28 protein-coding genes are annotated in these 22,513 nt (G+C 53.3%); all 28 read right to left on the minus strand.

The window, feature by feature from the left end:
- Positions 1-5 precede the first annotated feature (5 nt).
- The 28 genes from D7M11_RS00535 to D7M11_RS00670 all read right to left on the minus strand — a co-directional run bounded on the left by D7M11_RS00535 (position 6) and on the right by D7M11_RS00670 (position 22,497).
- Complete coding sequence (locus D7M11_RS00535) at positions 6-215, minus strand: hypothetical protein (RefSeq protein ID WP_120745198.1); 210 nt, start codon at positions 213-215, stop codon at positions 6-8.
- Positions 216-260: 45 nt separating this feature from the next.
- Complete coding sequence (locus D7M11_RS00540) at positions 261-773, minus strand: MltG/YceG/YrrL family protein (RefSeq protein WP_120745199.1); 513 nt, start codon at positions 771-773, stop codon at positions 261-263.
- Positions 766-1,368, minus strand: coding sequence for a beta/alpha barrel domain-containing protein (locus D7M11_RS00545; protein WP_120745200.1), 603 nt, complete (start codon positions 1,366-1,368; stop codon positions 766-768). The genes D7M11_RS00540 and D7M11_RS00545 overlap by 8 nt, the downstream gene beginning before the upstream one ends.
- A 97-nt stretch (positions 1,369-1,465) precedes the next feature.
- Complete coding sequence (locus D7M11_RS00550; protein ID WP_120745201.1) at positions 1,466-1,786, minus strand: hypothetical protein; 321 nt, start codon at positions 1,784-1,786, stop codon at positions 1,466-1,468.
- Positions 1,787-1,865: 79 nt separating this feature from the next.
- The gene (locus D7M11_RS00555) at positions 1,866-3,272 is read right to left on the minus strand and encodes a FapA family protein (RefSeq protein WP_120745202.1); all 1,407 of its coding nucleotides are present in this window, start codon (positions 3,270-3,272) and stop codon (positions 1,866-1,868) included.
- 26 nt (positions 3,273-3,298) lie between these two features.
- Positions 3,299-4,084, minus strand: a complete 786-nt coding sequence (locus tag D7M11_RS00560) for a FliA/WhiG family RNA polymerase sigma factor (protein WP_120745203.1) — start codon at positions 4,082-4,084, stop codon at positions 3,299-3,301.
- 14 nt (positions 4,085-4,098) lie between these two features.
- Complete coding sequence (locus tag D7M11_RS00565; protein ID WP_120745204.1) at positions 4,099-4,503, minus strand: hypothetical protein; 405 nt, start codon at positions 4,501-4,503, stop codon at positions 4,099-4,101.
- A gap of 2 nt (positions 4,504-4,505) precedes the next feature.
- Complete coding sequence (locus tag D7M11_RS00570) at positions 4,506-5,000, minus strand: chemotaxis protein CheD (RefSeq protein WP_120745205.1); 495 nt, start codon at positions 4,998-5,000, stop codon at positions 4,506-4,508.
- Positions 4,997-5,617 (minus strand): chemotaxis protein CheC, encoded by a 621-nt coding sequence (locus D7M11_RS00575; RefSeq protein ID WP_120745206.1) that lies wholly within the window; start codon positions 5,615-5,617, stop codon positions 4,997-4,999. Before D7M11_RS00575 ends, D7M11_RS00570 begins: the two co-directional genes overlap by 4 nt.
- 2 nt (positions 5,618-5,619) lie before the next feature.
- Complete coding sequence (locus D7M11_RS00580) at positions 5,620-6,081, minus strand: chemotaxis protein CheW (RefSeq protein ID WP_120745207.1); 462 nt, start codon at positions 6,079-6,081, stop codon at positions 5,620-5,622.
- A gap of 14 nt (positions 6,082-6,095) precedes the next feature.
- Positions 6,096-8,156, minus strand: a complete 2,061-nt coding sequence (locus D7M11_RS00585; protein ID WP_120745208.1) for a chemotaxis protein CheA — start codon at positions 8,154-8,156, stop codon at positions 6,096-6,098.
- Between the two features lie 27 nt (positions 8,157-8,183).
- On the minus strand, positions 8,184-9,293 hold the full coding sequence (locus D7M11_RS00590) for a protein-glutamate methylesterase/protein-glutamine glutaminase (protein ID WP_120745209.1): 1,110 nt from the start codon (positions 9,291-9,293) through the stop codon (positions 8,184-8,186).
- A gap of 42 nt (positions 9,294-9,335) precedes the next feature.
- Positions 9,336-10,205, minus strand: coding sequence for a MinD/ParA family protein (locus D7M11_RS00595; protein ID WP_120745210.1), 870 nt, complete (start codon positions 10,203-10,205; stop codon positions 9,336-9,338).
- On the minus strand, positions 10,205-11,476 hold the full coding sequence (gene flhF / locus D7M11_RS00600) for a flagellar biosynthesis GTPase FlhF (RefSeq protein ID WP_120745211.1): 1,272 nt from the start codon (positions 11,474-11,476) through the stop codon (positions 10,205-10,207). Before flhF ends, D7M11_RS00595 begins: the two co-directional genes overlap by 1 nt.
- Positions 11,473-13,503 carry a flagellar biosynthesis protein FlhA gene (gene flhA / locus D7M11_RS00605; protein WP_120745212.1) on the minus strand — a complete coding sequence of 677 codons (2,031 nt, stop codon included), beginning with the start codon at positions 13,501-13,503 and terminating at the stop codon, positions 11,473-11,475. Before flhA ends, flhF begins: the two co-directional genes overlap by 4 nt.
- Positions 13,504-13,551: 48 nt before the next feature.
- Positions 13,552-14,649, minus strand: coding sequence for a flagellar biosynthesis protein FlhB (gene flhB / locus D7M11_RS00610; protein ID WP_193556070.1), 1,098 nt, complete (start codon positions 14,647-14,649; stop codon positions 13,552-13,554).
- Positions 14,650-14,680: 31 nt separating this feature from the next.
- Positions 14,681-15,469, minus strand: coding sequence for a flagellar biosynthetic protein FliR (fliR, locus tag D7M11_RS00615; RefSeq protein WP_120745214.1), 789 nt, complete (start codon positions 15,467-15,469; stop codon positions 14,681-14,683).
- 11 nt (positions 15,470-15,480) lie between these two features.
- Positions 15,481-15,750 (minus strand): flagellar biosynthesis protein FliQ, encoded by a 270-nt coding sequence (gene fliQ / locus D7M11_RS00620; RefSeq protein WP_120745701.1) that lies wholly within the window; start codon positions 15,748-15,750, stop codon positions 15,481-15,483.
- Positions 15,751-15,793: 43 nt separating this feature from the next.
- Positions 15,794-16,555 carry a flagellar type III secretion system pore protein FliP gene (gene fliP, locus D7M11_RS00625; protein ID WP_120745215.1) on the minus strand — a complete coding sequence of 254 codons (762 nt, stop codon included), beginning with the start codon at positions 16,553-16,555 and terminating at the stop codon, positions 15,794-15,796.
- The gene (locus D7M11_RS00630) at positions 16,552-17,232 is read right to left on the minus strand and encodes a flagellar biosynthetic protein FliO (RefSeq protein ID WP_120745216.1); all 681 of its coding nucleotides are present in this window, start codon (positions 17,230-17,232) and stop codon (positions 16,552-16,554) included. Before D7M11_RS00630 ends, fliP begins: the two co-directional genes overlap by 4 nt.
- The gene (locus D7M11_RS00635; RefSeq protein ID WP_120745217.1) at positions 17,232-17,594 is read right to left on the minus strand and encodes a response regulator; all 363 of its coding nucleotides are present in this window, start codon (positions 17,592-17,594) and stop codon (positions 17,232-17,234) included. The genes D7M11_RS00630 and D7M11_RS00635 overlap by 1 nt, the downstream gene beginning before the upstream one ends.
- Positions 17,595-17,617: 23 nt before the next feature.
- Positions 17,618-18,949: a flagellar motor switch phosphatase FliY gene (gene fliY / locus D7M11_RS00640; RefSeq protein ID WP_120745218.1), complete on the minus strand. Its 1,332-nt coding sequence runs from the start codon at positions 18,947-18,949 to the stop codon at positions 17,618-17,620.
- A complete protein-coding gene (gene fliM, locus D7M11_RS00645) occupies positions 18,939-19,937 on the minus strand; it encodes a flagellar motor switch protein FliM (protein ID WP_120745219.1) in 999 nt (332 codons plus the stop codon). The genes fliY and fliM overlap by 11 nt, the downstream gene beginning before the upstream one ends.
- Before the next feature lie 30 nt (positions 19,938-19,967).
- On the minus strand, positions 19,968-20,450 hold the full coding sequence (locus D7M11_RS00650) for a flagellar basal body-associated FliL family protein (RefSeq protein ID WP_120745220.1): 483 nt from the start codon (positions 20,448-20,450) through the stop codon (positions 19,968-19,970).
- A 2-nt stretch (positions 20,451-20,452) separates the two neighbouring features.
- Positions 20,453-20,674 (minus strand): flagellar FlbD family protein, encoded by a 222-nt coding sequence (locus D7M11_RS00655; RefSeq protein WP_120745221.1) that lies wholly within the window; start codon positions 20,672-20,674, stop codon positions 20,453-20,455.
- An 86-nt stretch (positions 20,675-20,760) separates the two neighbouring features.
- A complete protein-coding gene (locus D7M11_RS00660; RefSeq protein ID WP_120745222.1) occupies positions 20,761-21,579 on the minus strand; it encodes a flagellar hook-basal body complex protein in 819 nt (272 codons plus the stop codon).
- Between the two features lie 98 nt (positions 21,580-21,677).
- The gene (locus tag D7M11_RS00665) at positions 21,678-22,064 is read right to left on the minus strand and encodes a TIGR02530 family flagellar biosynthesis protein (RefSeq protein WP_120745223.1); all 387 of its coding nucleotides are present in this window, start codon (positions 22,062-22,064) and stop codon (positions 21,678-21,680) included.
- A gap of 13 nt (positions 22,065-22,077) precedes the next feature.
- Positions 22,078-22,497: a flagellar hook capping FlgD N-terminal domain-containing protein gene (locus D7M11_RS00670; protein WP_120745224.1), complete on the minus strand. Its 420-nt coding sequence runs from the start codon at positions 22,495-22,497 to the stop codon at positions 22,078-22,080.
- Positions 22,498-22,513 lie beyond the last annotated feature (16 nt).

Genomic DNA, 22,513 nt, shown 5'->3' on the forward strand with positions numbered 1-22,513 from the left:
CACGATTATTTGCCGATTCTGGGTCCGCGTTCCTCCGACTCGCTGATTTGTACCCGCGCCACGTTAGCCAAATGGATCAAATCTCCCTGCTTGCCGAACCAGCCGTCGCGATTTTGCGTAATGCTCATCGACACTTGCGTGAACGTATCCGCCTGTACTTCCATCAGATGCGTTCCTCCGCCGACAAAATAAAATAAAACCGAAAACTTCGCCACTTGGCTCCACGCCCTTTCTACTTTAATGAAGAAATGATGTGAAATTTACGGCGAGGCGATGGTGATTTTGGCAATGATGTCGTCAATCGTAACCGGTCCTTCGAACGTATACGAACCGGCTCGTATGCGGGTCGTCATCTTTTTTTGCGCTAAGGCGGATATAAACTGCGAGGCGTCGGTAAACATTCCCGCTTTGACGAGCATATCCGCGACATTGTAGGCTTCCATCCGCTCGGATATATAGATTGAATGAACCGTTTTGGCCGGAGCTTGCGGTAACGAGCCGGGCGCCTGAGCGGCCAGCTTCGTCCGCTCTTCCTCTGCGATCTTCGCTCGGATCGTCTCCAAATCTTTCTCCGTATAAATCGTCTGCTCCTTCGGATAAAGCTTATAGTTCAGCTTGTCCGCCCAAGCTTGAAGCTGCTCCGCCGTAGCTGCGCTTGCCGGGTCCGGCGATCCGTTTTCGAACTGATCCACCTTCAGCATCAGCTGGAGCAGGACAGCGCCCACGATAAGGCCAAGCCCCAGGCCATACAAAAACAGTCTGTTTTTAAACACGAGCCTGAGCCTCCCGCTCTGCCAGTTGAATAATTAGCGTCACTTCACCCTTGTTCATTTCCAGCTTTTTCGCAATGTACTCGGTCGACTTGCCCTGGTCGTACAATTCGAACACGCCGCTGTATCGCTGCCGAATACTCATCGGACCTTGACCGGCAGACGTGTCTGGCTGATTCGCAGGCTCGTCCTGTATTGGGGCGCCTGCCGGCGATTGCAGGGCGCTTCCGCTATGATCTGCCTTAACCGTCGGAGCGGACTGCGTCCGAAGGAAGGCCTCCTGTTCTTCCTTACGGATTTGCTCAGAACGCTGTAAAACGGCGATCTGCTCTCCGATCGCGCGATTTTGCAGTTCTACGGCTTCGAGCCGGCCTTCCAGCTTGGCGGTGTGCGCCTGATGGTCGTGTTTCATATCGGAAACGAGCTGAAGCAACTGGCGGTTTTCTTCCTCCAGATCGGCGGAAAACTGTTCCATCGTTTGTTCGATTTCTTTGATCACATGCGTCTGCTTGGTATCGGTTTCGCGCTTCGGAACGAACTTGGCGTAAACGACAATGACTCCTCCAAGCAGGACGATATACAACCAAGCATCTGCCACGGGTTCTCATCCTTTGTGCTTTCTTCGATTCTAAATAAAGCAGCTTCCGCATCTGCGAGCATGTGCGAAAGCTGTATAAGCGAGCTATTGTTTATTCTCACAGCGAAAAATCGATATGCTGCCCTTTGTAAGGGTGAGCGGCACGCTCGGCCTCCGCCGCTTGCTGCGGCTTTTCGGACTTGTTTTTCTGACGTTCCTTCCGCTTGCCGCCTTTATCGTTAAGATGCTCGCGGACAAACGCCGCCGAGGGCTCTTCAACCTTCGTGCTTTGGAGCAGCTCCCGTTCTTTCTGCTGCGATATTTTGTCAGCCAGTGCCGTTTGGTCATAAGCCGGCTTGTGCATCAAATGGGTTTGCGCGCTTCCGATCTCGCTGGTGCGGGGTATCGCAATCTGCATTTCAACCGATCTGAAACTCATGCCTATCCCTCCCATACGGATTTATATGCCCTGGGCGTGCAGCTTATTTTGTAACGGTAATGATAAGGCCAAACACGGCTTATACGTTCGGCTGCATCGCAATATCTCCATCGGAATACACGAAGCACACGCGGGAGATTGCGTCCTTCACAAATCGGGTGTATCTTCCGATGACGATCTTCGTCCCGCCGTACACGACGGATATGACTTGCACCTTCGCCCGGTCCGTATCCTCAAGCGTCTTCTCGATGTCCAGGATGCGCTCCTTGAGCGAAATCTGCTCTTCCATCGCCTGCTTCTTCGTGTGGGACAGCTTGATGCGCATGGCCAGCTTCTCCGCCGACAGCGATCCTGCTGCGGCGAGCTGATCGAGCAGAACGAGCGCCTTGTCGGTTTTGTCGAGTCCTTCTTGCAGCTGTCTTAACTGTTGGCGCAGCGAAGTCAGCTCATTGCGCAGCTCCGGGACGACACCGACCTCGATCGAGGTGGGCGTGGACATCGTATTGCCTATCGTTCTGGCGGTCACTCTCTCGCCCGCCTGAATCGTTCCGCCTACGATGAGTCCCTTCGGTCCGTTGCACAGGATCGCTTGCCCGGCCCGCACCTGGGAGTGAAGGATGCTCTGAGATACGATGACGTCTTGTCCGGCTTCGATCGTAGCGTCCTGAATGAACGAGCTTTTCAGAGTAACTCCCGCCCGGATGACCGCTTTGTTATGACCGAGAATGCCGGCGCCTACTTCAATGGAGCCCAGCGCGTCCACTTCGGCGCCTTCCACGCCTCCGGTGATGCGGATATCTCCCGCCGCCCTGACCGTAAAGCCGGAAAGCACATTTCCGCGAATGACGACTGTGCCCAAAAAGTCGATGTTGCCTGTCCGGTAGTCGACGTCGCCGTTCACTTCGTAGATCGGAAATACATTGATTTTACCGTTGTCCGTGATCACGACCATGCCGTCGATTGCCGCATAAAGCGCCTTTTGCTCGCCGTCGGCAACGACGTTTTTGCCAATTTTGAACCGTGCCTCTTTCCCTTTTCGGCCCGGCACGATATCGCCACCCACCGTTCTTCCCGGCGCTCCGTCCTTGGCAAAAGTGCGTTCAGCTATCAATTGTCCTTTGCGGACATTGGCCAGCCGAACCAGCTCCTTGTAGTTGACTGTCCCATCCTCGAGCTCAGCCGGCCTTTTCGCTTGCTCATCCAAGTCGTACAAATTCCGAATTTCACCATCAATTCCTTCGCTGGGAACTTCGCCGACAGCGACAACGGTTTTCGTCTGCATGAATGACATCGGCTCTCGGGTGATTCGATTAATAACGTCTAGTTGAACGCCGTAACGTATATTGTTTTTATCTAGAAACGAGACGATGTCGTGGGCCGTAAATTGGAAGGAATCCGAAAGTGTAGCGATTTGGATGGAGGCTGAAAATTTGTCCTCGGCCAGGCTCACATTCAAATAGTGCTCCAAAGGCAATATGGTGGACAATTCAATCTCCCCCTTCAAAGATTACGTTATGGCTGCATGAGCTGCGCTTTCCATCTTCCCAGCGATCCGCGAAGCCGCAGGATCGCCTTCGAATGCAGCTGCGATATGCGCGAAGGAGAAAGTGCCATCACTTCCGCAATTTCGCTCAGCGATAATTCCTCGTAATAAAACAACGATACTACGGTACGTTCTTTCTCCGTCAGCTTGTCGATCGCCTTCGCCAGCGACTCCTTCAAGAAAAACTCGCTCACCCGGCTTTCCGGATTTTTCGCCTTCTCATCCACCATAAGCGATAGCCGGGTCTCGGATTCCTCTTCCTTGATCGGGTCGTCGAACGAATAAACGGCCGTATTCGAAATTTCCTGGAGCATATGGGCAAATTCCTTTTCGCTCACGTTTAAGTATGCGCTCATCTCCGCATCCGTTACCGAACGCAAATATTGCTGCTCCAGCGTCTGGTACGCCTCCTCGATTTTTTTCGCCTTTTCGCGGACGGAACGAGGCACCCAGTCCCCCTGCCTCAGACCGTCGATGACCGCTCCGCGAATGCGCCAGGAAGCGTAGGTTTCGAACTGTAAGCCGCGCTCGTGATCGAACTTCTCGATCGCGTCGATTAATCCCATTATACCATAACTGGAAATATCGTCCCGTGAAACATTTTTCGGCAAACCGACGAGGAGGCGGCCGACTACATAATCGACCAAAGGCAAATATTGTTCCACGAGCGATTGTTTGGCCGAAAGCAAACCGTCACTTTTCCATTGATTCCATATCTCGATGTTGGACAAAGGGGATTGCTTCAATTGAATCATGGGGCCAGCACTCCTTACTCTTCTTTCATTTGTCGCAGCGCGCCCGCAAGTTTTTCAGGGGCTGTATCGGACACGGAAACGAGTTTTTTCGGCTGGAGCGGAATGAACGAATCGTCCGAGCCCGCGCTCAGCTGATCCTTCAGCATCTGATTCAACATCTCCTGATCGTCAGGCGTCGTTTCGTTGACCGCTTGTCCGGCCGAAGCGTCCGCCGACTCGTTCGGTGCGGCAACGTTTTTCAACCCCGCCAGCGTACCGAGCACCCAGCGAAGCGCATAAACAACGGCAAACAAAATCAAAAAGCTGTACATGCCGTGAAGCAGTGCCCGCCATATAAAGTTTTCGGACATCGACATGAAAAAGGTAAGCAAAAAACCGCCCAACCCGACAATAAGATTCCAGCGCACAGTTCCAATCATGGCTACAGTTCCTTAACTCCTTGTTGTACGGTTCGCAGAAGAAGGATGCCGTTCTCCGAGTTCAGCTCGATCGTTCGGCCGAAGCTTCCTCCTGTGTCTTCCGCAACAATCGGAATGGATAGCAGTTTGAGCTGCATTTTGCACGATTCCACGTTACGGGGGCCGATTCGCATCGTATCGCTCGTCGTGCCGAAGGCGAACATTTGCGCGCCTCCCGCCAGCTTGGCAATCATCCGCGAATTGACCGCGCCCATCCGGTTCATCCGGGTTATCATCTCCGGAATGGCCGTATCGGCATATTTGGCCGTGTTAATCGCCCCTTCCTTGGCAATCTCGGAGGACGGAAGCATGACATGGGCCATCCCGGCAACCTTCGTTTTAGGATCGTAGAGCGTAACCCCTACGCATGAGCCAAGCCCTGTCGTTTTCAAAATCCCGGCCCCTGAGGCTACTTGCAAATCGGCCATGCCGACCTTGATGTAAGAGTCTGGGGTCATTCGACAGGCACTCCCAAGGCACGGAAAATTTTGCCGAAAGAATCCGGATCGGGAACGAAGAACACATGAGCCTCTACGGCATCTTGACCTTCCAAAAACTTCGTGTCGATAAACAGCGCTTTATCGCCCATTTCCCCGTATTGCATAAGTCCGTAGCTGACGACGGCGCCAAGCATATCGATCGTCAGAGACGGGACGGTAGGCGACATGCTCAGTTTCGTAAAATCGGCGAGCGAGGATAAGTAGGAGCCAGCCAAAATATTGCCGATCTCGTTTAAAGCGGACAGCTCCATTTCGGAAAATTGCTCCGCATTGTCGCTTTCCATGCCGGCCAAGTTTTTGAGCAGCTTTTTGGCGGAATTCTGAGTCAGCAGAAAGAACATATTTCCGGGCGAATCGCCCGTGACGCGCAAATAAATGGTGAGGACGGTCTGTTCCGAACCGCCCAGCATCTCGATAATATCTTCGAACGGAAGCAGGTTTACGAGCGGCACTTGCATGTCGACCGGCCGCGACATCAGCTTTGACAAGGCGGTCGCCGCATTGCCCGCCCCGATATTGCCCACTTCCTTCAATACGTCCAGTTGAAAGTCTTCCAGGTTATGTAGGTCACTCATCGTTATTCACCGAACTGTTCAAGCTGCACAATTTCGCTCTTGTTCAGAACTTCCTCCAGATTCAGCAGCACGAGGATTTTGCCTTCTCCAAGCTTGGCGAGTCCCCGCAAATATTTGGCCCGAATGCCGCCTACGATTTCCGGAGGCTGCTCGATTTCGTCGCTGTTCACATCGACTACGTCGTTCGCCGAATCTACGATCATCCCGACTTCCATCTCGCCTACGGCAACGATAATAATCCGGGAATTGTCGGTATACTCGGCCTCCTCCAAATTGAAGCGGCCTCTCAGATCGATAACCGGCACGACGACGCCGCGCAAATTGATGACGCCCTTGACGAAGGCGGGCGTTTTCGGAACGCGGGTGAGCGGCTGCATCCGCTCAATCGTCCGAACTTTATCCACCTCGACGCCGTACTGCTCGTGGGCAAGCGAAAACACGATCACTTTCAGCTCTTCTGCCATCTTAAATCCCCCCATTATTTAATCAAAGCGTTCGAATCGACGATAAGCGCAACTTGCCCGTCTCCCAAAATCGTCGCACCGGAGACGGCAAACAAATTCGTCAAATATTTGCCAAGCGATTTAAGCACAATTTCCTGTTGTCCGATAAACTCGTCTACCATCAAGGCGGCCAGCTTTTCGCCTTTGCGGACGACGACAATTTCTGTTTCCTCCTCATCCGCTTCGGAGTAACCAGGCACATCGAACAACGTGCTTAGCGATATAAGCGGAATGATGCCGCTGCGGTATTCCATCATTTTATTGCCGTGCACGCTGCGAACCTGCTCCTTGCGAACGACGGCGGTTTCCACGATCGAGGATAACGGAATCGCATACTTCTCGTCCCCGAGCCGGACCAGCATCGCGGATATGATCGATAGCGTAAGCGGGAGCTGAACGGAAAAGTTCGTTCCTTTGCCGTAATTCGAAGTGACATGCACGCGTCCGCCGAGCGATTCGATCTTCGTTCGGACGACGTCGAGTCCGACGCCCCGTCCGGAAATATCGGATATTTTATCGGCCGTGCTGAAGCCTGCGGCAAACAGCAGCATATACACTTCTTCGTCGGTCAGCGTCTTCGCCTGCTCCGGGCTGACCACGCCTCTCTTCAAGGCGATATCGAGCACTTTATTGCGGTTGATGCCTTTGCCGTCGTCCTCGATTTCGATGAAGACATGATTGCCGCTGTGGAACGCCCGCAAATGGACGGTACCCGTTTCCGGTTTGCCCGCGGCCAATCGCTCCGGCACGGTTTCCACGCCATGGTCGACGGAATTGCGCAGCAGGTGAACGAGCGGGTCGCCGATTTCATCAATGACGGTCCGGTCAAGCTCGGTTTCGGCGCCGGTTATGATCAGATCCACCTTTTTGTCGAGCGACTTGGCCAGGTCGCGAACCATGCGCGGAAACCGGTTGAACACGTTGTCGACCGGCACCATGCGCAGCTTCAGCACGATATTTTGCAGATCGCTGCTGACCCGCGCCATATGCTCTACCGTTTCGGTCAGATCGCTGCGGCGCACCTCGCTCGCGAGCTGCTCGAGACGCACCCGGTCAATCAGCAGCTCGCTGAACAAATTCATCAGCACGTCGAGGCGTTCGATATCGACGCGAATCGTGCGGGATTGAACGGGCGCCCCGCCTCCGGCAGCCTTCGGAGCCGCTGCCGCCACGGGCTTCGCCGCCGCTGCGGGAGACACTTCGTTCGCCGCTGAAGCCACTTCACTAGCGGCCGCAGCAGTAGCTGCCGGCGCAGGCTGCATTTTGCGCTTCAAGCCTTCCGGATCGAGCTTCTCCGCCTGCACCGATTCCATCTCGCTAATATTGCCGACCTGCCGCTCCAACTCTTCCCCGCTTTGTTCCGAAACGAAATAAACGGAGAACGAGGTTTCGAACTTTTCCTTCTCAATATCTTCAACCGAAGGCATCGACTTGACGATTTCGCCGTTCTGCTCCAGGTAGCTGAACACCATGTAAGCGCGAGCCGCTTTCAGCACGCACGTTTTTTGCAGCGTAACTTCCAATCGGTAAACCTGAAGCCCGGCCTCAACCGACTGCAGCAAAATCGAATATTGAAACTCGTCCAGCTCCGCTCCTGCAGAAGCCGTCGGAGCAGCCGCCGGGGCCGTGGCTGTCGCGGCCGCAGCTTTCTCGTAATCGCCGGATACGATCGACTTCAGTACGGCCACAATCGCCGATACGTCCGCCTTCCCCGTCCCGCCGTTTACGATGTCCTCGACCATCGCATCGAGCGAATCCAAGCTTTTGAAAATCGCGTCGAAGATGAACGGGTTCATCGACAGCTTATGGTTGCGAACCAGGTCGAGCACATTTTCCATCTCGTGGGTCAGCGAAGCCAGATCCTCGAACCCCATTGTCGCGGACATGCCTTTGAGCGTATGGGCCGAACGGAAAATCGACTGCACGATACTGATATCTTCCGGGCTTGCTTCCAGCCTCAACATGTTATCGTTCAAAGCCTGCAAATGCTCCTTGGACTCGTCGATAAACATGCTCAAGTATTGATTCATTTCCATACGACAACACCCCGTCTTCCATCGGATTTACGTTTTTGAGTGGTAGTCCTGCGTAACGAGTTCGGTCAATTTGGCGGCGATCTGGTACAGCGGCAGCTGATGGGTCACGCAGCCCAGCTCTACCGCGGCGCGGGGCATGCCGTAGACGACGCAGGTTTCGTTCGATTCCGCGATCGTCGACAGTGCGCCGGCCTGACGCAGCGCCTGCATCCCTTTGGCGCCGTCGCTGCCCATTCCCGTCATCAGCACGACGTGGCGCTTCAGCTCCCGGTATGGCAGCAGCGAATCGAACAGCATGTCGACCGATGGCCGGTGCCCACTGCGGGGCTCATCCTTCGTCAGCCGGATCTTGTATCCCATGTCGTCTTTCTTAAGGATCATATGCCAGCCGCCCGGCGCGATGTAGGCAACGCCGTTTTGCAGCCGGTCTCCGTCGCAGGCTTCCGTGACTTTGATTTGCGATGTAGAATCTAAACGCATGGCAAGCGATTTGGTGAAATTCGGAGGCATATGCTGCACGATCAGAACAGGCGCCGGAAAATGCTCGGGCAGCGCCGAGACAACCTGCTGCAGCGCGCGCGGCCCTCCTGTCGACGTCCCGATGGCAACCAAACGTTCGATGCGGCCGCCGTACGTCTTTTCCGACAATTCCTTCGGCTTGTTGTCTACGAACAGGGGCTTGGGCGGCTGAATGATCGGCCGCGGCACGACCGGAGGCGCCGAGATTTTCGATACCCGGGTTTGCACGGCGATCGACAGCTTGTCCAGCAGCAAAGCTTTTACTTTAAACAAGTCAAGCGAGATGGAACCGGACGGCTTGCGCACAAAATCAACGGCTCCCATCTCCAGCGCGGCGATCGTTTCCTTCGCCCCTTCTTCCGTCAAGCTGCTGAGCATGACTACCGGCACGGGAGTATCCGCCATAATGAGCCGCAAAGCATCGAGTCCGTTCATCTCCGGCATTTCGATATCGAGAGTGACGACGTCGGGCTTCAAACGTTTCGTTTTGTCGACGGCTTCCAGACCGTTTTTAGCCGTATCGATCACTTCGAACCGCTCGTCTTCCTTAATCAGGTCGGATATGATTTTACGCATGAAGACCGAATCGTCAACGACCAAAACTTTATGCTTCGTCATAAAAATCACCTCATCCTGATGTCATTGGTTGTATCCGGCGTCTCACTTCAGCAGTCGCATCATTTTGCTCAAAAATTGTTTCACTGCTCCGTTTGGAGCTTCGGCAGCGGCTTCCCCGGTAATAAATTGTCCGGCCAGACGATCGATGCTTCGGGAAGCCGGAGAGGCAGGGAAAGCGACCGTAAACGGAATTTGCTTCTTGACCGCCTTGCTTACACTGGCGTCATCCTCAACGAAGCCTAAGGTCGGAATGTCCAGATTCAAAAACTGCTTGGCTACCAAACTGATTTTGTCCGCCGTATACTTGCCTTCGCCCGATTCCGTTACCCGGTTGACCACTAGCCTGAAGCGCACCACATGCCCCATCGAAGTAACCATTTTGATAATGGCGTACGCGTCGGTAATCGCCGTCGGCTCCGGCGTGGTAACCACAATCGTTTCCGATGCCGCAACGATAAACTTCAGCGTCTCCTTCGACAATCCGGCGCCCGTATCGAAAATAATAAAGTCGACATAACCGCTAAGTTCGTTCACCTGCTCGGCGAAATAGTCGATCTCCTCTTCAGTGAGCCGGATCAAATCGTTAAAGCCCGAACCTCCGGCAATGAACTCCAGATCGTGATAACCTTTATAGATGATATCCCAGATGCTTTTTTCCCGTTTGAGCAGATGGTACAAGCTGTACTTGGGAGAAACGCCCATAAGCAGATCGATATTGGCGAGTCCGATATCGGCATCGAATACGAGAACCTTGTAGCCCCGCTTTTGCAGCGACAGCGCGAAGTTAAGCGTAAAATTCGACTTCCCTACACCGCCCTTGCCGCTCGTAACCGTAATGATCCTCGTGTTCCGCTCGCGAGAATCGGTTTGCGATTTGACCAGATTGCGAAGGCTTTGCGCTTGATCGTTCATCAGCTGCGTTCCTCCAGGAGAAGCTCGGCGAGCCGATCTTCTTCTGTAAGCGAAATGTCCTCCGGAACGTTCTGACCGTTAGTCAAGTACGACAGCTGCAGCGGAAAATCATACAGCAGATTAATGATGGAGCCGTACGAATCGGTTTCGTCGAACTTCGTAAAAATGACTTGATCCAGCTGGAATTTGGCGAAATTTTCGGTGATCGCCTTCATGTCGCTATATTTGGAAGTCAGCGAGAGCACGAGATACGTTTCGCTTCTGCCCTTCGTTTGCAGCAGCGAGTTCAGCTCGGATACGTACATCTGATTGCGGAAATTGCGGCCGGCGGTGTCCATGAAGATAACGTCGCAATGCTTCAGCTGTTCGTACGCCCGGGCAAGCTCCTGCGGCGAAAACACCACCTCGAGCGGTATGTTCAAAATGGTGGCGTACGTTTTGAGCTGCTCGACCGCCGCGATCCGGTACGTGTCGGACGTGATGAAGCCGACCTTGCGGTTATACTTCAGCACCTGCTCCGCCGCCAGCTTGGCAATCGTCGTCGTTTTGCCGACGCCGGTCGGACCTACGAAGTGTGCGATGCGCGTATCCTCGGCTATGCCTTTACGGTTCGGATTATGTAAAATCGCCTTGAGCTGCTGTTTGACCGCTTCATACGCGAATGGCTCCGTTTTCGGCGACGTCTCGCTTTCAAATTGTTCGGTCGCCTGAAGGAGCAGCCGTTCGACGATGTCGGCGGAAATGCCCTGATCCAGCAACTGCTTCTCGAATTTCGCCACCGGCTCCGGGTACTTGGCGGCCAGCTGAACCCCAGTCGCCAGTTTGGCGAACATTTCTTTCATTTGTTTGATTTCATCCAGCAGGATGTCTTCTCTCGCTTGATGTCTGCCGGCCTGCTGCACGGCTTGAGAGACAGGAGGAACGACAGGCGGCAATATCGGCGTATCCAGCATGGCGACCGAAGCCGATGCCGGAGCAGCCTCCTTCATCCCGCCGTGAATCAGCGCCTCCTGCATTTGCGAAACGAACGACGGGGTCGCCGGAACGGCGGCGGCCTGCCTAAGCGGTACCGTAGGACTCGGTGCGGGCTGCTTCTGCCCTCCGGAATCGGTGGCGGCGATGACCTCGATCTTCTTTTTGCCGAACAGGCCGAGAAAACCGCCTGAACGAATTTCTTTTGTATTCAGGATGACCGCGTCTTTGCCTAGATCGGCACGAATTTTTTGCAGCGCATCCGGCATCGAGTCCACTACATAACGCTTCACTCTCACAGGTTCACCACCCCTACGCTTTGAATTTCGGCTTGAGGCTCAAGCTCGCTGTACGACAATACCGTAATGTCCTGCATCGTGCGCTCCAGCAGTTGGCGCAAATACATGCGGATTGTAGGAGAAGCCAGGATGACCGGCGGCTGCCCTTGCTGAATCAGCTTCGTAAGCTGCTCGGATACTTTCTGGAAAATCGTCTGCGACGAAGCCGGGTCCATCGCGAGATAGGAGCCGTGCTCCGTCTGCTGTACGCTTTCCGCTATTTTCTTCTCCAGCGACGGGCCGATCGTAACTACTTTGAGCGATTGTCCGTTTGCGTACTGATTCGTAATTTGCCGCGACAAAGCTTGCCGCACGTATTCGGTCAAAATGTCAGGGTCCTTCGTATACGTGCCGTAGTCGGCCAGCGTTTCGAATATCGTCACGAGATCGCGGATCGAAATTTTTTCTTTCAGCAGCTTGGCCAGCACTTTTTGCACGTCGCCGACGCTGAGCACGTTCGGGATCAGCTCGTCCACAAGCGCCGGATAGCTTTCCTTGATGTTCTCGATCAGCATCTTCGTTTCCTGGCGTCCGAGCAGCTCGTGCGCATGACGCTTCACGACCTCGGTCAGATGAGTGGCCACGACGGACGGCGGATCGACTACCGTATAGCCGGACAGCTCCGCCCTTTCCTTCATCGCCTCGTCGATCCACTGGGCGGGCAGGCCGAAGGCCGGCTCCGTCGTTTCGATGCCGACGATCGAGTCGTCTTCGATCCCCGGACTCATCGCCAAATAGTGGTTTAGCAGCAGATCGCTGCGCGCGACCGTATTTCCTTTAATTTTGATCACATACTCGTTCGGGCGAAGCTGAATATTGTCGCGAATGCGGATGACCGGAACGACAAGACCGAGCTCCAGCGCGCACTGTCTGCGGATGAGAATGATCCGGTCCAGCAGGTCGCCGCCCTGGTTCGTGTCCGCCAGCGGAATGAGACCGTACCCGAACTCGAATTCGATCGGATCAACCTGCAGAAGCGAGATCACGCTCTCCGGGCTTCTGACTTCTTCGATTTGCTGTTCTTCCACAAGCTGTTCCGTTTCTTCCGCCTTGCGCGACAAGTTTCGCTGCATCCGGTAGGCCGCCAACACGAGAAGGCCGGCGATCGGCACAGTCGTGATCAGGTGAATGGGTGTGAAGAGGCCGAGAAACATAACGGTTCCGGCCACAACATAGAGCAGCTTCGGATAACTGAACAGCTGCGCCGTCAAGTCGCTCGCGAGGTTCCCTTCGGAAGCGGCGCGCGTTACGATGATACCGGCCGCAGACGAGATGAGCAGCGCCGGAATTTGGCTGACGAGTCCGTCGCCGATCGTCAGGATCGAGAACGTATGCAGCGACTCCGAAAGCGACATGCCGTGAAACGTCGCCCCGATGATCAAACCGCCGATCATGTTGATGAACAAAATAACGATGCTCGCGATCGCGTCGCCTTTGACGAATTTGCTCGCACCGTCCATCGCCCCGTAAAAATCGGCTTCCCTTTCGATTTTTTTCCGTCTGTCTTTCGCTTCTTGCTCGTTGATCAGTCCGGAGTTCAGATCGGCGTCGATCGCCATCTGTTTGCCGGGCATCGCGTCAAGCGTAAATCTCGCTCCGACTTCGGCTACGCGCTCCGAACCTTTCGTAATAACGATAAACTGCACGATAACGAGAATGAGAAATACGACAAAGCCGACTACCAGATTGCCTCCGGCGACGAAGGAGCCGAACGTCGCCACTACGTTGCCCGCCTCAGCCTCACTCAAAATATTTCGCGTAGTCGATACGTTCAGCGCCAGCCGAAACAGCGTCGTAATCAGCAGTAGCGTCGGAAAAATGGAAAAATCGAGCGCCTGCTGCGTATTCATCGCAATCAGAATAATGATCAGCGCGATCGAAATGTTAACGATAAGCAGGAAGTCGAGCAGCGCAAGCGGGATGGGGACGACCATCATGAGAATGATGCCGATGATGCCGGACAATATGAATAAATCTCTCGTTCGCATGGATTCGCCCTCCTTTCCCTATTCGTGATTCTATGCCGATCATTTCCGTTAAGTAATCGTCGTTTTGCCTTTCAGCTTATATACGTAGGCCAGCACCTCGGCCACCGCCTGGAACAGATCGGCCGGTATCGTTTGTCCGATCTCGACCTGGTCGTACAGTGCGCGGGCTAGCGGCTTGTTTTCCATCTTGACGATACCGTGTTCCTCCGCGACCTGCCGAATTTTCAATGCGATGTAATCCATGCCTTTGGCTACGACTACAGGCGCTTCCGATTTTTTCGGATCGTAGCGGATCGCTACGGCGAAGTGCGTCGGGTTCGTAATAACGACGTCGGCCTTGGGAACTTCCTGCATCATCCGCTGCAGCGCCATTCTCCGCTGCTTTTCGCGGATTTTGCTTTTGATGAGCGGGTCCCCTTCGGAGTTTTTATACTCCTGCTTCACTTCGTCTTTGGACATTTTCAAATTTTTCTCGTGCTCGTAGCGCTGGTACATATAATCGAACAGCGCGAGAATGAGCAAAATGACGGCAATTTCGATCGCGAGCGTCATAATCAGCTTGGCCGTATACGAGAACGTATGAATAAGCGGCCATCGGCCCATCTCGATCAGCACGTCGCGGGAATTCCAGATCGTGAAAAAAACGACAAGACCGATAACGGTCATTTTCAGCACCGATTTGAGCAGCTCCACCAGCGCCCGAAGCTTGAACAAATTGGCAATTCCTTTGATCGGGTCCAGCTTGCTAAACGACATTTTCAGCGGCTCCATCGTAATCAAGAAACCGACCTGCGATGCGGACGCCACTACCGCCATAACTAAGGCCAGACCGAATATGGGAGCCAGCAGCAGCAGTCCTTCGAAAATAAGCCGACCGAATATCGTCGCAGCCGTGCTTGGCGTCAGCTCCATCCCCATGTAGTCGTGAATGGTGAATAAGAACATATTCTCGATTTTGTCCCGCATAATGCTGCCATACCCGAACAGCAGAAGCACGATTCCGAACAGAATGGACGACGAGGGGAGCTCCATCGATTTGGCGACTTGCCCTTTCTTGCGCGCATCCTGGCGTTTCTTCGGCGTTGCCTTCTCGGTTTTCTCCCCGGCGAACAGCTGTAGATCGAGCGGCAGCGCGAATCGCGTCACGTTATTGACACCCCCTATTCGTTTGGCGGAATTATTTCGAGGCTTGTCCGATCAGCTTAACCAGTTGATCGAGCGATTGGAACAAGGAGCTGAACAAATCTTGAAACAGAAATACAAAACCGGGAAGTACAAGTACGAGCAGCAGAAAGCCGATCAATATTTTAATCGGTACGCCGACGACGAAAATGTTGAACTGCGGTGCCGTTTTGGACAAAATGCCGAGCCCGATGTCGGTCAAAAACAAGGCTACTACCAAAGGCGTTGACATTTGCAGCGCTAACGAAAACACACTCGCGAACGAACGCAGCAAAAATTCGTGTACAGTACCGTTCTGGATGGCGGCGAACAGTCCGTTCGACAGCGGCATCCACTCGTAGCTTTTGATCAAGCCTTCAATCATGTAATGATGACCGTTAAAGGTCAAAAACAGCAGCATCGCCAAAATAAATTTGAAATTGCCGATCAGCGGACTTTGTGCGCCCGTCATCGGGTCGATCACGTTCGCAATGCCGAGTCCCATCTGGATATCGATAAACGATCCGGCAATTTGGACAGCCGTAAAAAACATGTAGGCGGTAAAGCCGAGCAGCAATCCAACCAGCACTTCGCGGATAATCGAGACGATAAACAGCCCGTCGATGGCAGTCGGATTGTTTAAACCGGCAGCCGGAAACGTAATAAAGGCGATCATCGCCGCTACACCGATTTTCCACGTCGGCGGCAAGCCGCGGGTGGAAAAAACCGGGGCGGCCAGCATAAACGCAGTAATGCGGCAAAACAGAAGCAGCCAGTTCGGCAAGTAAGGAATCCACTGTTCCATCGGCGATCTCCCTACCTGATAAACTTGTACAAATTATCGAGCAGGTTGAACGTATAGTCGACCAGCGTCTGCAAAATCCAAGGTCCGAACATCAGGATGGACAGCAGCACGACTACAATTTTCGGAACGAAGGCCAAAGTTTGTTCCTGGATTTGCGTAGCCGCCTGGAACACGCTGATGATGAGACCCACCGCCAGCGCGAGCAGAAGCATGGGTGCAGAGGCTTTCAGAACGGTATAAACAGCTTCTCCGGCAAGACGTATGACAAATTCGGAACTCAGGGCGAAGGCCACTCCTTTCCGTTTGCTGGCCAAACTACGTACGTCATAACGGCGCATTAAAGCTCAGCAGAAGGGATTTGACTACCAAATACCAGCCGTCGACAAGAACGAACAGCAAAATTTTAAACGGCAGCGAAATCATAACCGGCGGCAGCATCATCATCCCCATCGCCATGAGCGTACTGGCGACAACCATGTCGATAACCAGAAACGGAATGAAGATCATGAACCCCATCTGAAAGGCCGACTTCAGTTCGCTGATGGCGAACGCCGGAATTAACGCCGTAAGCGGCGTATCTTCGATCCCTTTCGGCTTTTCCGCTTTCGAGTAGTTCAGAAACAGCATCAAATCTTTTTCGCGCGTTTGCGCCGCCATAAACTTCTTGAGCGGCAGCGCCGCCTTGGCTAGCGCATCGGTTTGGGTGATTTCCCCTTTTAGATAAGGCTGAATCGCCGTCTGATTCATTTGCGAGATCGTAGGCGACATAACGAATAATGATAAAAACAAGGCCAGGCCGATCAATACTTGATTCGGCGGCATCTGCTGCGTACCCAGAGCCGTGCGCACAAAGCCGAGCACGATAACGATCCGGGTAAAACTCGTCATCAGCACCAGGATCGCCGGCGCCAGACTTAACACGGTTATTAACAGGATAAGCGTGACCGTATTGGTCGTTCCGGCAATTCCTTCGCCGCTGCCGACGTTAATATCGATACCGGGTATCGGATCGGCGGCAAACGCTTGTCCCGGGTTCATCAGCCATATCGCAAGCAAAGCGCCGAGAACGGCGATATAACGCTTCATGGCTCTAACTTCCGGTTGTCGTTATCGCCATTTTGCAGCATGTCTTCCATCATCTTTTTGCGGCCTGCCATTTGATTCATTTTGGATTGGAACACGCTTTGAAAAGAAGCGGCCACCTGATTTTCATCCTCCACCGATTCCGTCTCGCTTTTTTTGTTTCGGCCAAGCCAATCGCGCAGCTTTTGCAAGCCTAACCCGCCGATCGTATCCTCCGGCGAAAGGAACGCGGTTATGTAGGCCATTTCCTCGGGATCGTCGATTTTTTGAATCAAGGTGATGTTCTCGCCGACCCCGAGCACGTAAATGGACCTGCCGATCTCCACGACCTGAACGGATTTGTTCTGCCCGAGCGATAATCCCCCAAGCGTGTGAAAAGCCGCTCCCGCCGGATGCCAGCGCCATTTTTTTTTGGCCAAAACCTTCATTATAACTAGGAAGATGCCGATAATAAGAACAAGGAAAAAGATCACTTTCACCATTGCAATAAAGACGGCTCCGGAATCCCCGGGGACGGCAGATACGCCAGTGCCGGCCCGGAACGAATCCTCCTCCGTTTTTCCATCGGCATATGCGGTCGATGCGATACTCCACGAAACCGCTAACGAACATACGGCCAGAGCGGCCTGCTCAACCCGTTTGCGAAGCGGGCTTAATCGTCCTCCCGCAGTCATGGCCATTACCCTAACGTTTTCTTGATCGCTTCGATAACACGGTCGGCTTGGAACGGCTTCACGATAAAGTCTTTGGCGCCGGCCTGGATCGCATCGATAACCATCGCCTGCTGCCCCATAGCGGAGCACATGATGACTTTGGCGCCTGCGTCGAATTTCTTGATTTCCTTGAGGGCGGCAATCCCGTCCATCTCCGGCATCGTGATGTCCATCGTTACGAGATCGGGCTTCAGCTCTTTGTATTTCTCCACAGCTACCGCTCCGTCCGGAGCTTCTCCAACAACCTCGTACCCGTTCTTGCTCAAGATGTCCTTAATCATCATTCGCATGAATGCTGCGTCGTCTACGATCAAAATTTTGTTAGCCATTGAACTGTCAGGCCTCCCAGGTATTATTGTAATTTTTGAATGCGATCCATCTGGCTGATTATATCGGTTACGCGGACACCGAAGTTTTCGTCAATGACTACGACTTCCCCTTTGGCTATCAATTTGTTGTTCACCAGAATATCGACTGGCTCGCCGGCCAGCTTATCCAGTTCAATGATGGAGCCTTGGGAAAATTCCAGAATGTCCTTGATCAGCTTTTTGGTTCTACCTAATTCTACGGTAACTTTAAGGGGGATATCCAGCAATAAATTTAAATTGGTTTCATCCCCTTGCAAGGAAGCTCCGCCCAGATTGGAAAATTGGGCAGCTTGCACGTTAACGTTGCGCCCCGGCATACCCCCGTAGTTCGCCGGAACATGCGGCTGCGGCGGATACATCGGCTGTTGATACATGGGCTGCTGGTACATCGGCGGCTGCGGATAAGGCTGCTGATACATCATGTGCTGCTGCGCATAAGGATCTTCGAACGGCTGAACCGGCGGCATCTGCATCGGCGGCTGCATCTGTGGCGGCATTGGCGTTTGTTGCCCGTAGCCAGCCGTCGGATCCGGCGCGGATGGAGCCGGTGCAGGCGTTGCGGCCTGTGGGGCCTCGGTTTGTGCAGCCGGCGGCGGGGCTACCGGCTCCGGATCCATCCCGCTGCCTCCCAGCAAGATGGAGACCATCTCTTTGGAAAACGAAACGGACAACAGCTGCATCAAGGTCGAATCGATCAGATCGCCGATAATGAGACGGAACGAGATTTTAACGAAAACATCTTCGCGCGGCAGTTGATCTTTGCCCTCGCCATTTTGCAAATTCAAAATATTGATACCGGGAGGCGAGATGTTGACAAACCGGTTGAATATCGTCGACATCGACGTAGCCGAGGAGCCCATCATCTGGTTCATCGCTTCCTGGACGGCGCTTATATGGATTTCGGACAGCTCCATATCATCCGTCACATTGCCGCTCCCGCCCATCATCAGATCGGCGATCACTTGCGCGTCTTTCGTTTTGATCACTAGCAGATTGATGCCGTCGAAGCCGTCAACATAGTTGACATGGATGGCGACATGCGGCTTCGGGAATTCCGACTCCAGCTCCGTGCGGGCGATGATCGAAACTTTCGGCGTCGTAATGTCGACCTTCTTGCCAAGAAGCGTAGACAAGGCGGTCGCCGCGCTGCCGAAAGTGATATTCCCGATTTCCCCAAGCGCATCCTGCTCGATCGGGCTCAAGAAATCATCAACGGTCGGACTGCCGGCGGACGACGAACCGCTGCCGAAATCATCGCTCGTTTGCCGAAGCAGGGCGTCGATTTCTTCTTGCGATAAATAATCTTTACTCGTCATTTTCTTCTACCCCTTCGCTGACAATCTCCGTAATTTGCACGGCAAGTTTGTCTTTAACGGTTCCCGGACTTCCAATAAATTTGAGTTTATCCCCTACTTTGATATGCAGCCCGTTGTCAACGGTCTTATTTAATGAAATGACGTCTCCGGCGGCCAAATTCAGAAATTCCTTGACGTTGATAACCGACTCGCCAAGTTCCGCCACAATCGGAAGCTTTGCCTTGTACACCCGTTCCTGAAGCGCTTCGACCTCTTCCGGCGCACGGCTTTTGCGCTGGGACAAAAATTGGTGATGCACGGATAATCGCGACATGATCGGCTCGATGACGACATGCGGGATACACAGGTTAATCATCCCGGATGTATCGCCAATTTTGGTCGTCAGCGAGATCAGAGCGATCGTTTCGTTCGGCGATACGATCTGCATGAATTGCGGATTTGTCTCCAGCGCCTCAAGTCTCGGGGTCAGGTCGATGACCGTTTTCCACGCTTCCTGCAAGCTTTCGAACGCCCGGCTGAAAATGCGTTCCATGACGATCGTTTCGATCTCCGTCAGCGCATTGATTTTGGGAGGAGAGCTGCCGGAACCGCCAAGCATCCGATCCAGCATGGCGAATGCGACGTTCGGATGCACTTCCAGCACCATCCGGCCTTCCAGCGGTTCTGCCTCGAATATATTTAAAATCGTCATTTTCGGAATGGAGCGTATAAATTCGTCATACGGCAATTGCTCGACCTGAACGACGTTAATTTGCACGAAAGTCCGAAGCTGCGCTGAGAAGTACGTCGTCAGATAACGAGCGAAGTTTTCGTGAATCCGCATCAGGCTGCGAATATGATCCTTCGAAAACCGGACCGCGCGTTTGAAATTATACACATGAACTTTCTTTTGCGTTTCTTCCTTTTTCAGCTCTTCGGCATCCATCTCGCCGGATGAAAGCGCGGCAAGCAAGGCGTCGATCTCGTTCTGCGATAGTACGTCTACCAATTCCATCACCCCCTTATCCGCGGCATTTGCTTAATTATTCGTGATGTTTATGTCTGTAATGTCGACACGCACCAATTTACCTTTGGATAAAATCGGGTTAATTTTATTAATAAGTGTCGTACTGATAAGGTCCTGACCCTTGGAGCCGCTGGCCTGTTCCCCCGTCATATCGGCGAGCGTCTGCAAAACGATGGCCCGCACTCGCGCATTCAGCAGTTCGAACTCCTCTTTCGCCTTGCTGTTATCGAGCAAAAAGGAAAAACTGACTTTCACGTAGTTTTTGCTGGACAAATTCGTGAGAACGTCCTTCATTTCCACGCTGTTATCTTTCTCTTCCTTCGCCGTCATCTTTTTCACTTTCACATTTTCGACGGAGCTGGCGGCTTGATCCAGAGGGTCTGTCGACTTAGGTTTTTTGTCCAAGTACTCCCATAATACGAAGCTTGCGAGCGCGATCAAGGTAATGGCGATAAGAATCATGATTAACCATTGCAGCATTTTGTTCTTAAACATGACTATGAGCCCTCCGGGACGTTATTCTTGACGGCGACCCTGATCGATCCGACAGTTTGCATGTATGCCTTTACCAAGCCAACCACGTCTGATACCTTCTCGGTCACGATGAATTTTTTTCCGGTTGTCAGCGTTATGAGCGTATCCGGAGTTTCCTCAATCGTTTCGATCAACAATGCGTTAATGGTTAACTTGCTGCCATTGAGTCTTGTCACAGGTATCACGCTATCATCCTCCCGAAACCGTACTGCTAGGCCATTTGGTTTGGCAAGGGGAGATTACTTACTCCCCCGCCGCCCGCTTCTAAGTTTTATCGTTTTAAGCTGAGCACTTCTTGCAGCACTTCATCAGACGTTGTAATGATCTTGGAGTTGGCCTGGAAGCCGCGCTGCGCTACGATCATTTCCGTAAACTCGCCGGTCAGATCAACGTTGGACATCTCAAGCTGCCCCGAGATGATCGCCCCCGTGCCTACTTCCGGATCGTTAGGCGTCGAAAATACGATGTCGCCTTCCATAGCGTTCGGCGTTACGCGGTACATATTGCCGCCGACCTTCTCCAGGCCGGACGGGTTCGTTACTTTGACTACCGCGATCTGCATGCCGTCGATCGGCGCAGACGTTCCATCTACGTTCACCCCAATGAACTGACCGTTCTGATCGATCGAAAACGCCGTAACGGCATCCGTTTCGATCACCGGCAAAACATCGTCCAAGCCCATGACGCGATACCCGTCTGCCGTAACGATTTGTCCGGCCGCATCCAGCTTGAAATTGCCGTCGCGCGTCAGGAAAATGCCGCCGTCTTCGCCGGCACGCACCGCAAAAAATCCGTCGCCGTCAATCCGCACATCCGTGACGACGTTTGTCGTCATCGCGCTGCCCGGCGTATGTATCGTATCGACGGCCGCAAGCGTCACGCCGAGTCCGATCTGCTTCGCATTCACGCCGCCGTTGCCGTCGGCCGGCGCCGTTACGCCCGCTACGGTCTGGCTCAAAATGTCCTTGAACATTGCGCGGCTGCCTTTAAAGCCGATCGTATTAACGTTTGCTATATTGTTGCCGATGACGTCCAGCTTCGTTTGAAAGCCTCTCATCCCGGATACGCCGGAATATAGCGATCTAAGCATTCGCGTTCCTCCCAAATGTAAGGCTTGCGTTTGCGGGCTGCTTCAAGCGGTCCGCAGCCCAGGGCTCCCTGATAGGGCCGGCCCGCGCTTCGCCCGGTCTAAATAATTACGGCACTGTCGATTTGCGTAAACACATTATCCGTCATCGACGTACGGTCCAAGGCAGTGACGATCGTTTTACTTTTGACGTTCACGATCATCGCCATGTTGTCCATGACAATTAACGATTCCTTCGCTCCCTTGGCAGCCGCCTTCTCGATCGCCGTCCCGATTTTGTCCATCTGTTCCGGTTTCAGCTCGATTCCGCGCTGCTGCAGCCGAACGCCTGCATGATGACTGATTCGTACGAGGCTGTCGTTAAATACGTCCTGAAAAGACGGGCCTTGGCTAGCTTCCTGTCGCCGTACGCTGACATCGAATCGTTTCGCGGCAATCGGCGAAGGGACGTTCGGATACATATGTCCGACTGTGATTCGATCCGTCATGGAAAAACACCTTCTACTTTTTGATCTCCGTTATTTGATCAATGGACACCTGGTTCTCTCCGACGATCGCATACTGCTTGTTATCCTTGATCTTGATCGATTCGACAACGCCGGACAGAACCTGCTCCTTGTCGTTCGAATCTTTCTGCGTCCAGCCGATCGTCTGACCGATCAAGGCGGAGCTGAAACCGATCGATTGCCGTAGCAGCCTCATCTCGCCCGCCATATTCGTAAGCTGTTCTACCGAGGTAAAGGTGGCCATCTGCGAAATAAACTCTTTATCCTCCAGCGGCTTGGTCGGGTCCTGATTGGAGAGCTGGGTAATCAATATTTTCAAAAACTCGTCTCTGCCGAGATTGCTCGAGCCGGTCTTTTGCTTCTCGACCGCGTTCTTGTAATAAAACGTCCCGTTGGAAACGCCAACTGTTGGCATTTGTTATCCTCCATCC

Source organism: Paenibacillus ginsengarvi (genome assembly GCF_003626695.1).
Lineage (GTDB): Bacteria > Bacillota > Bacilli > Paenibacillales > NBRC-103111 > Paenibacillus_AB > Paenibacillus_AB ginsengarvi.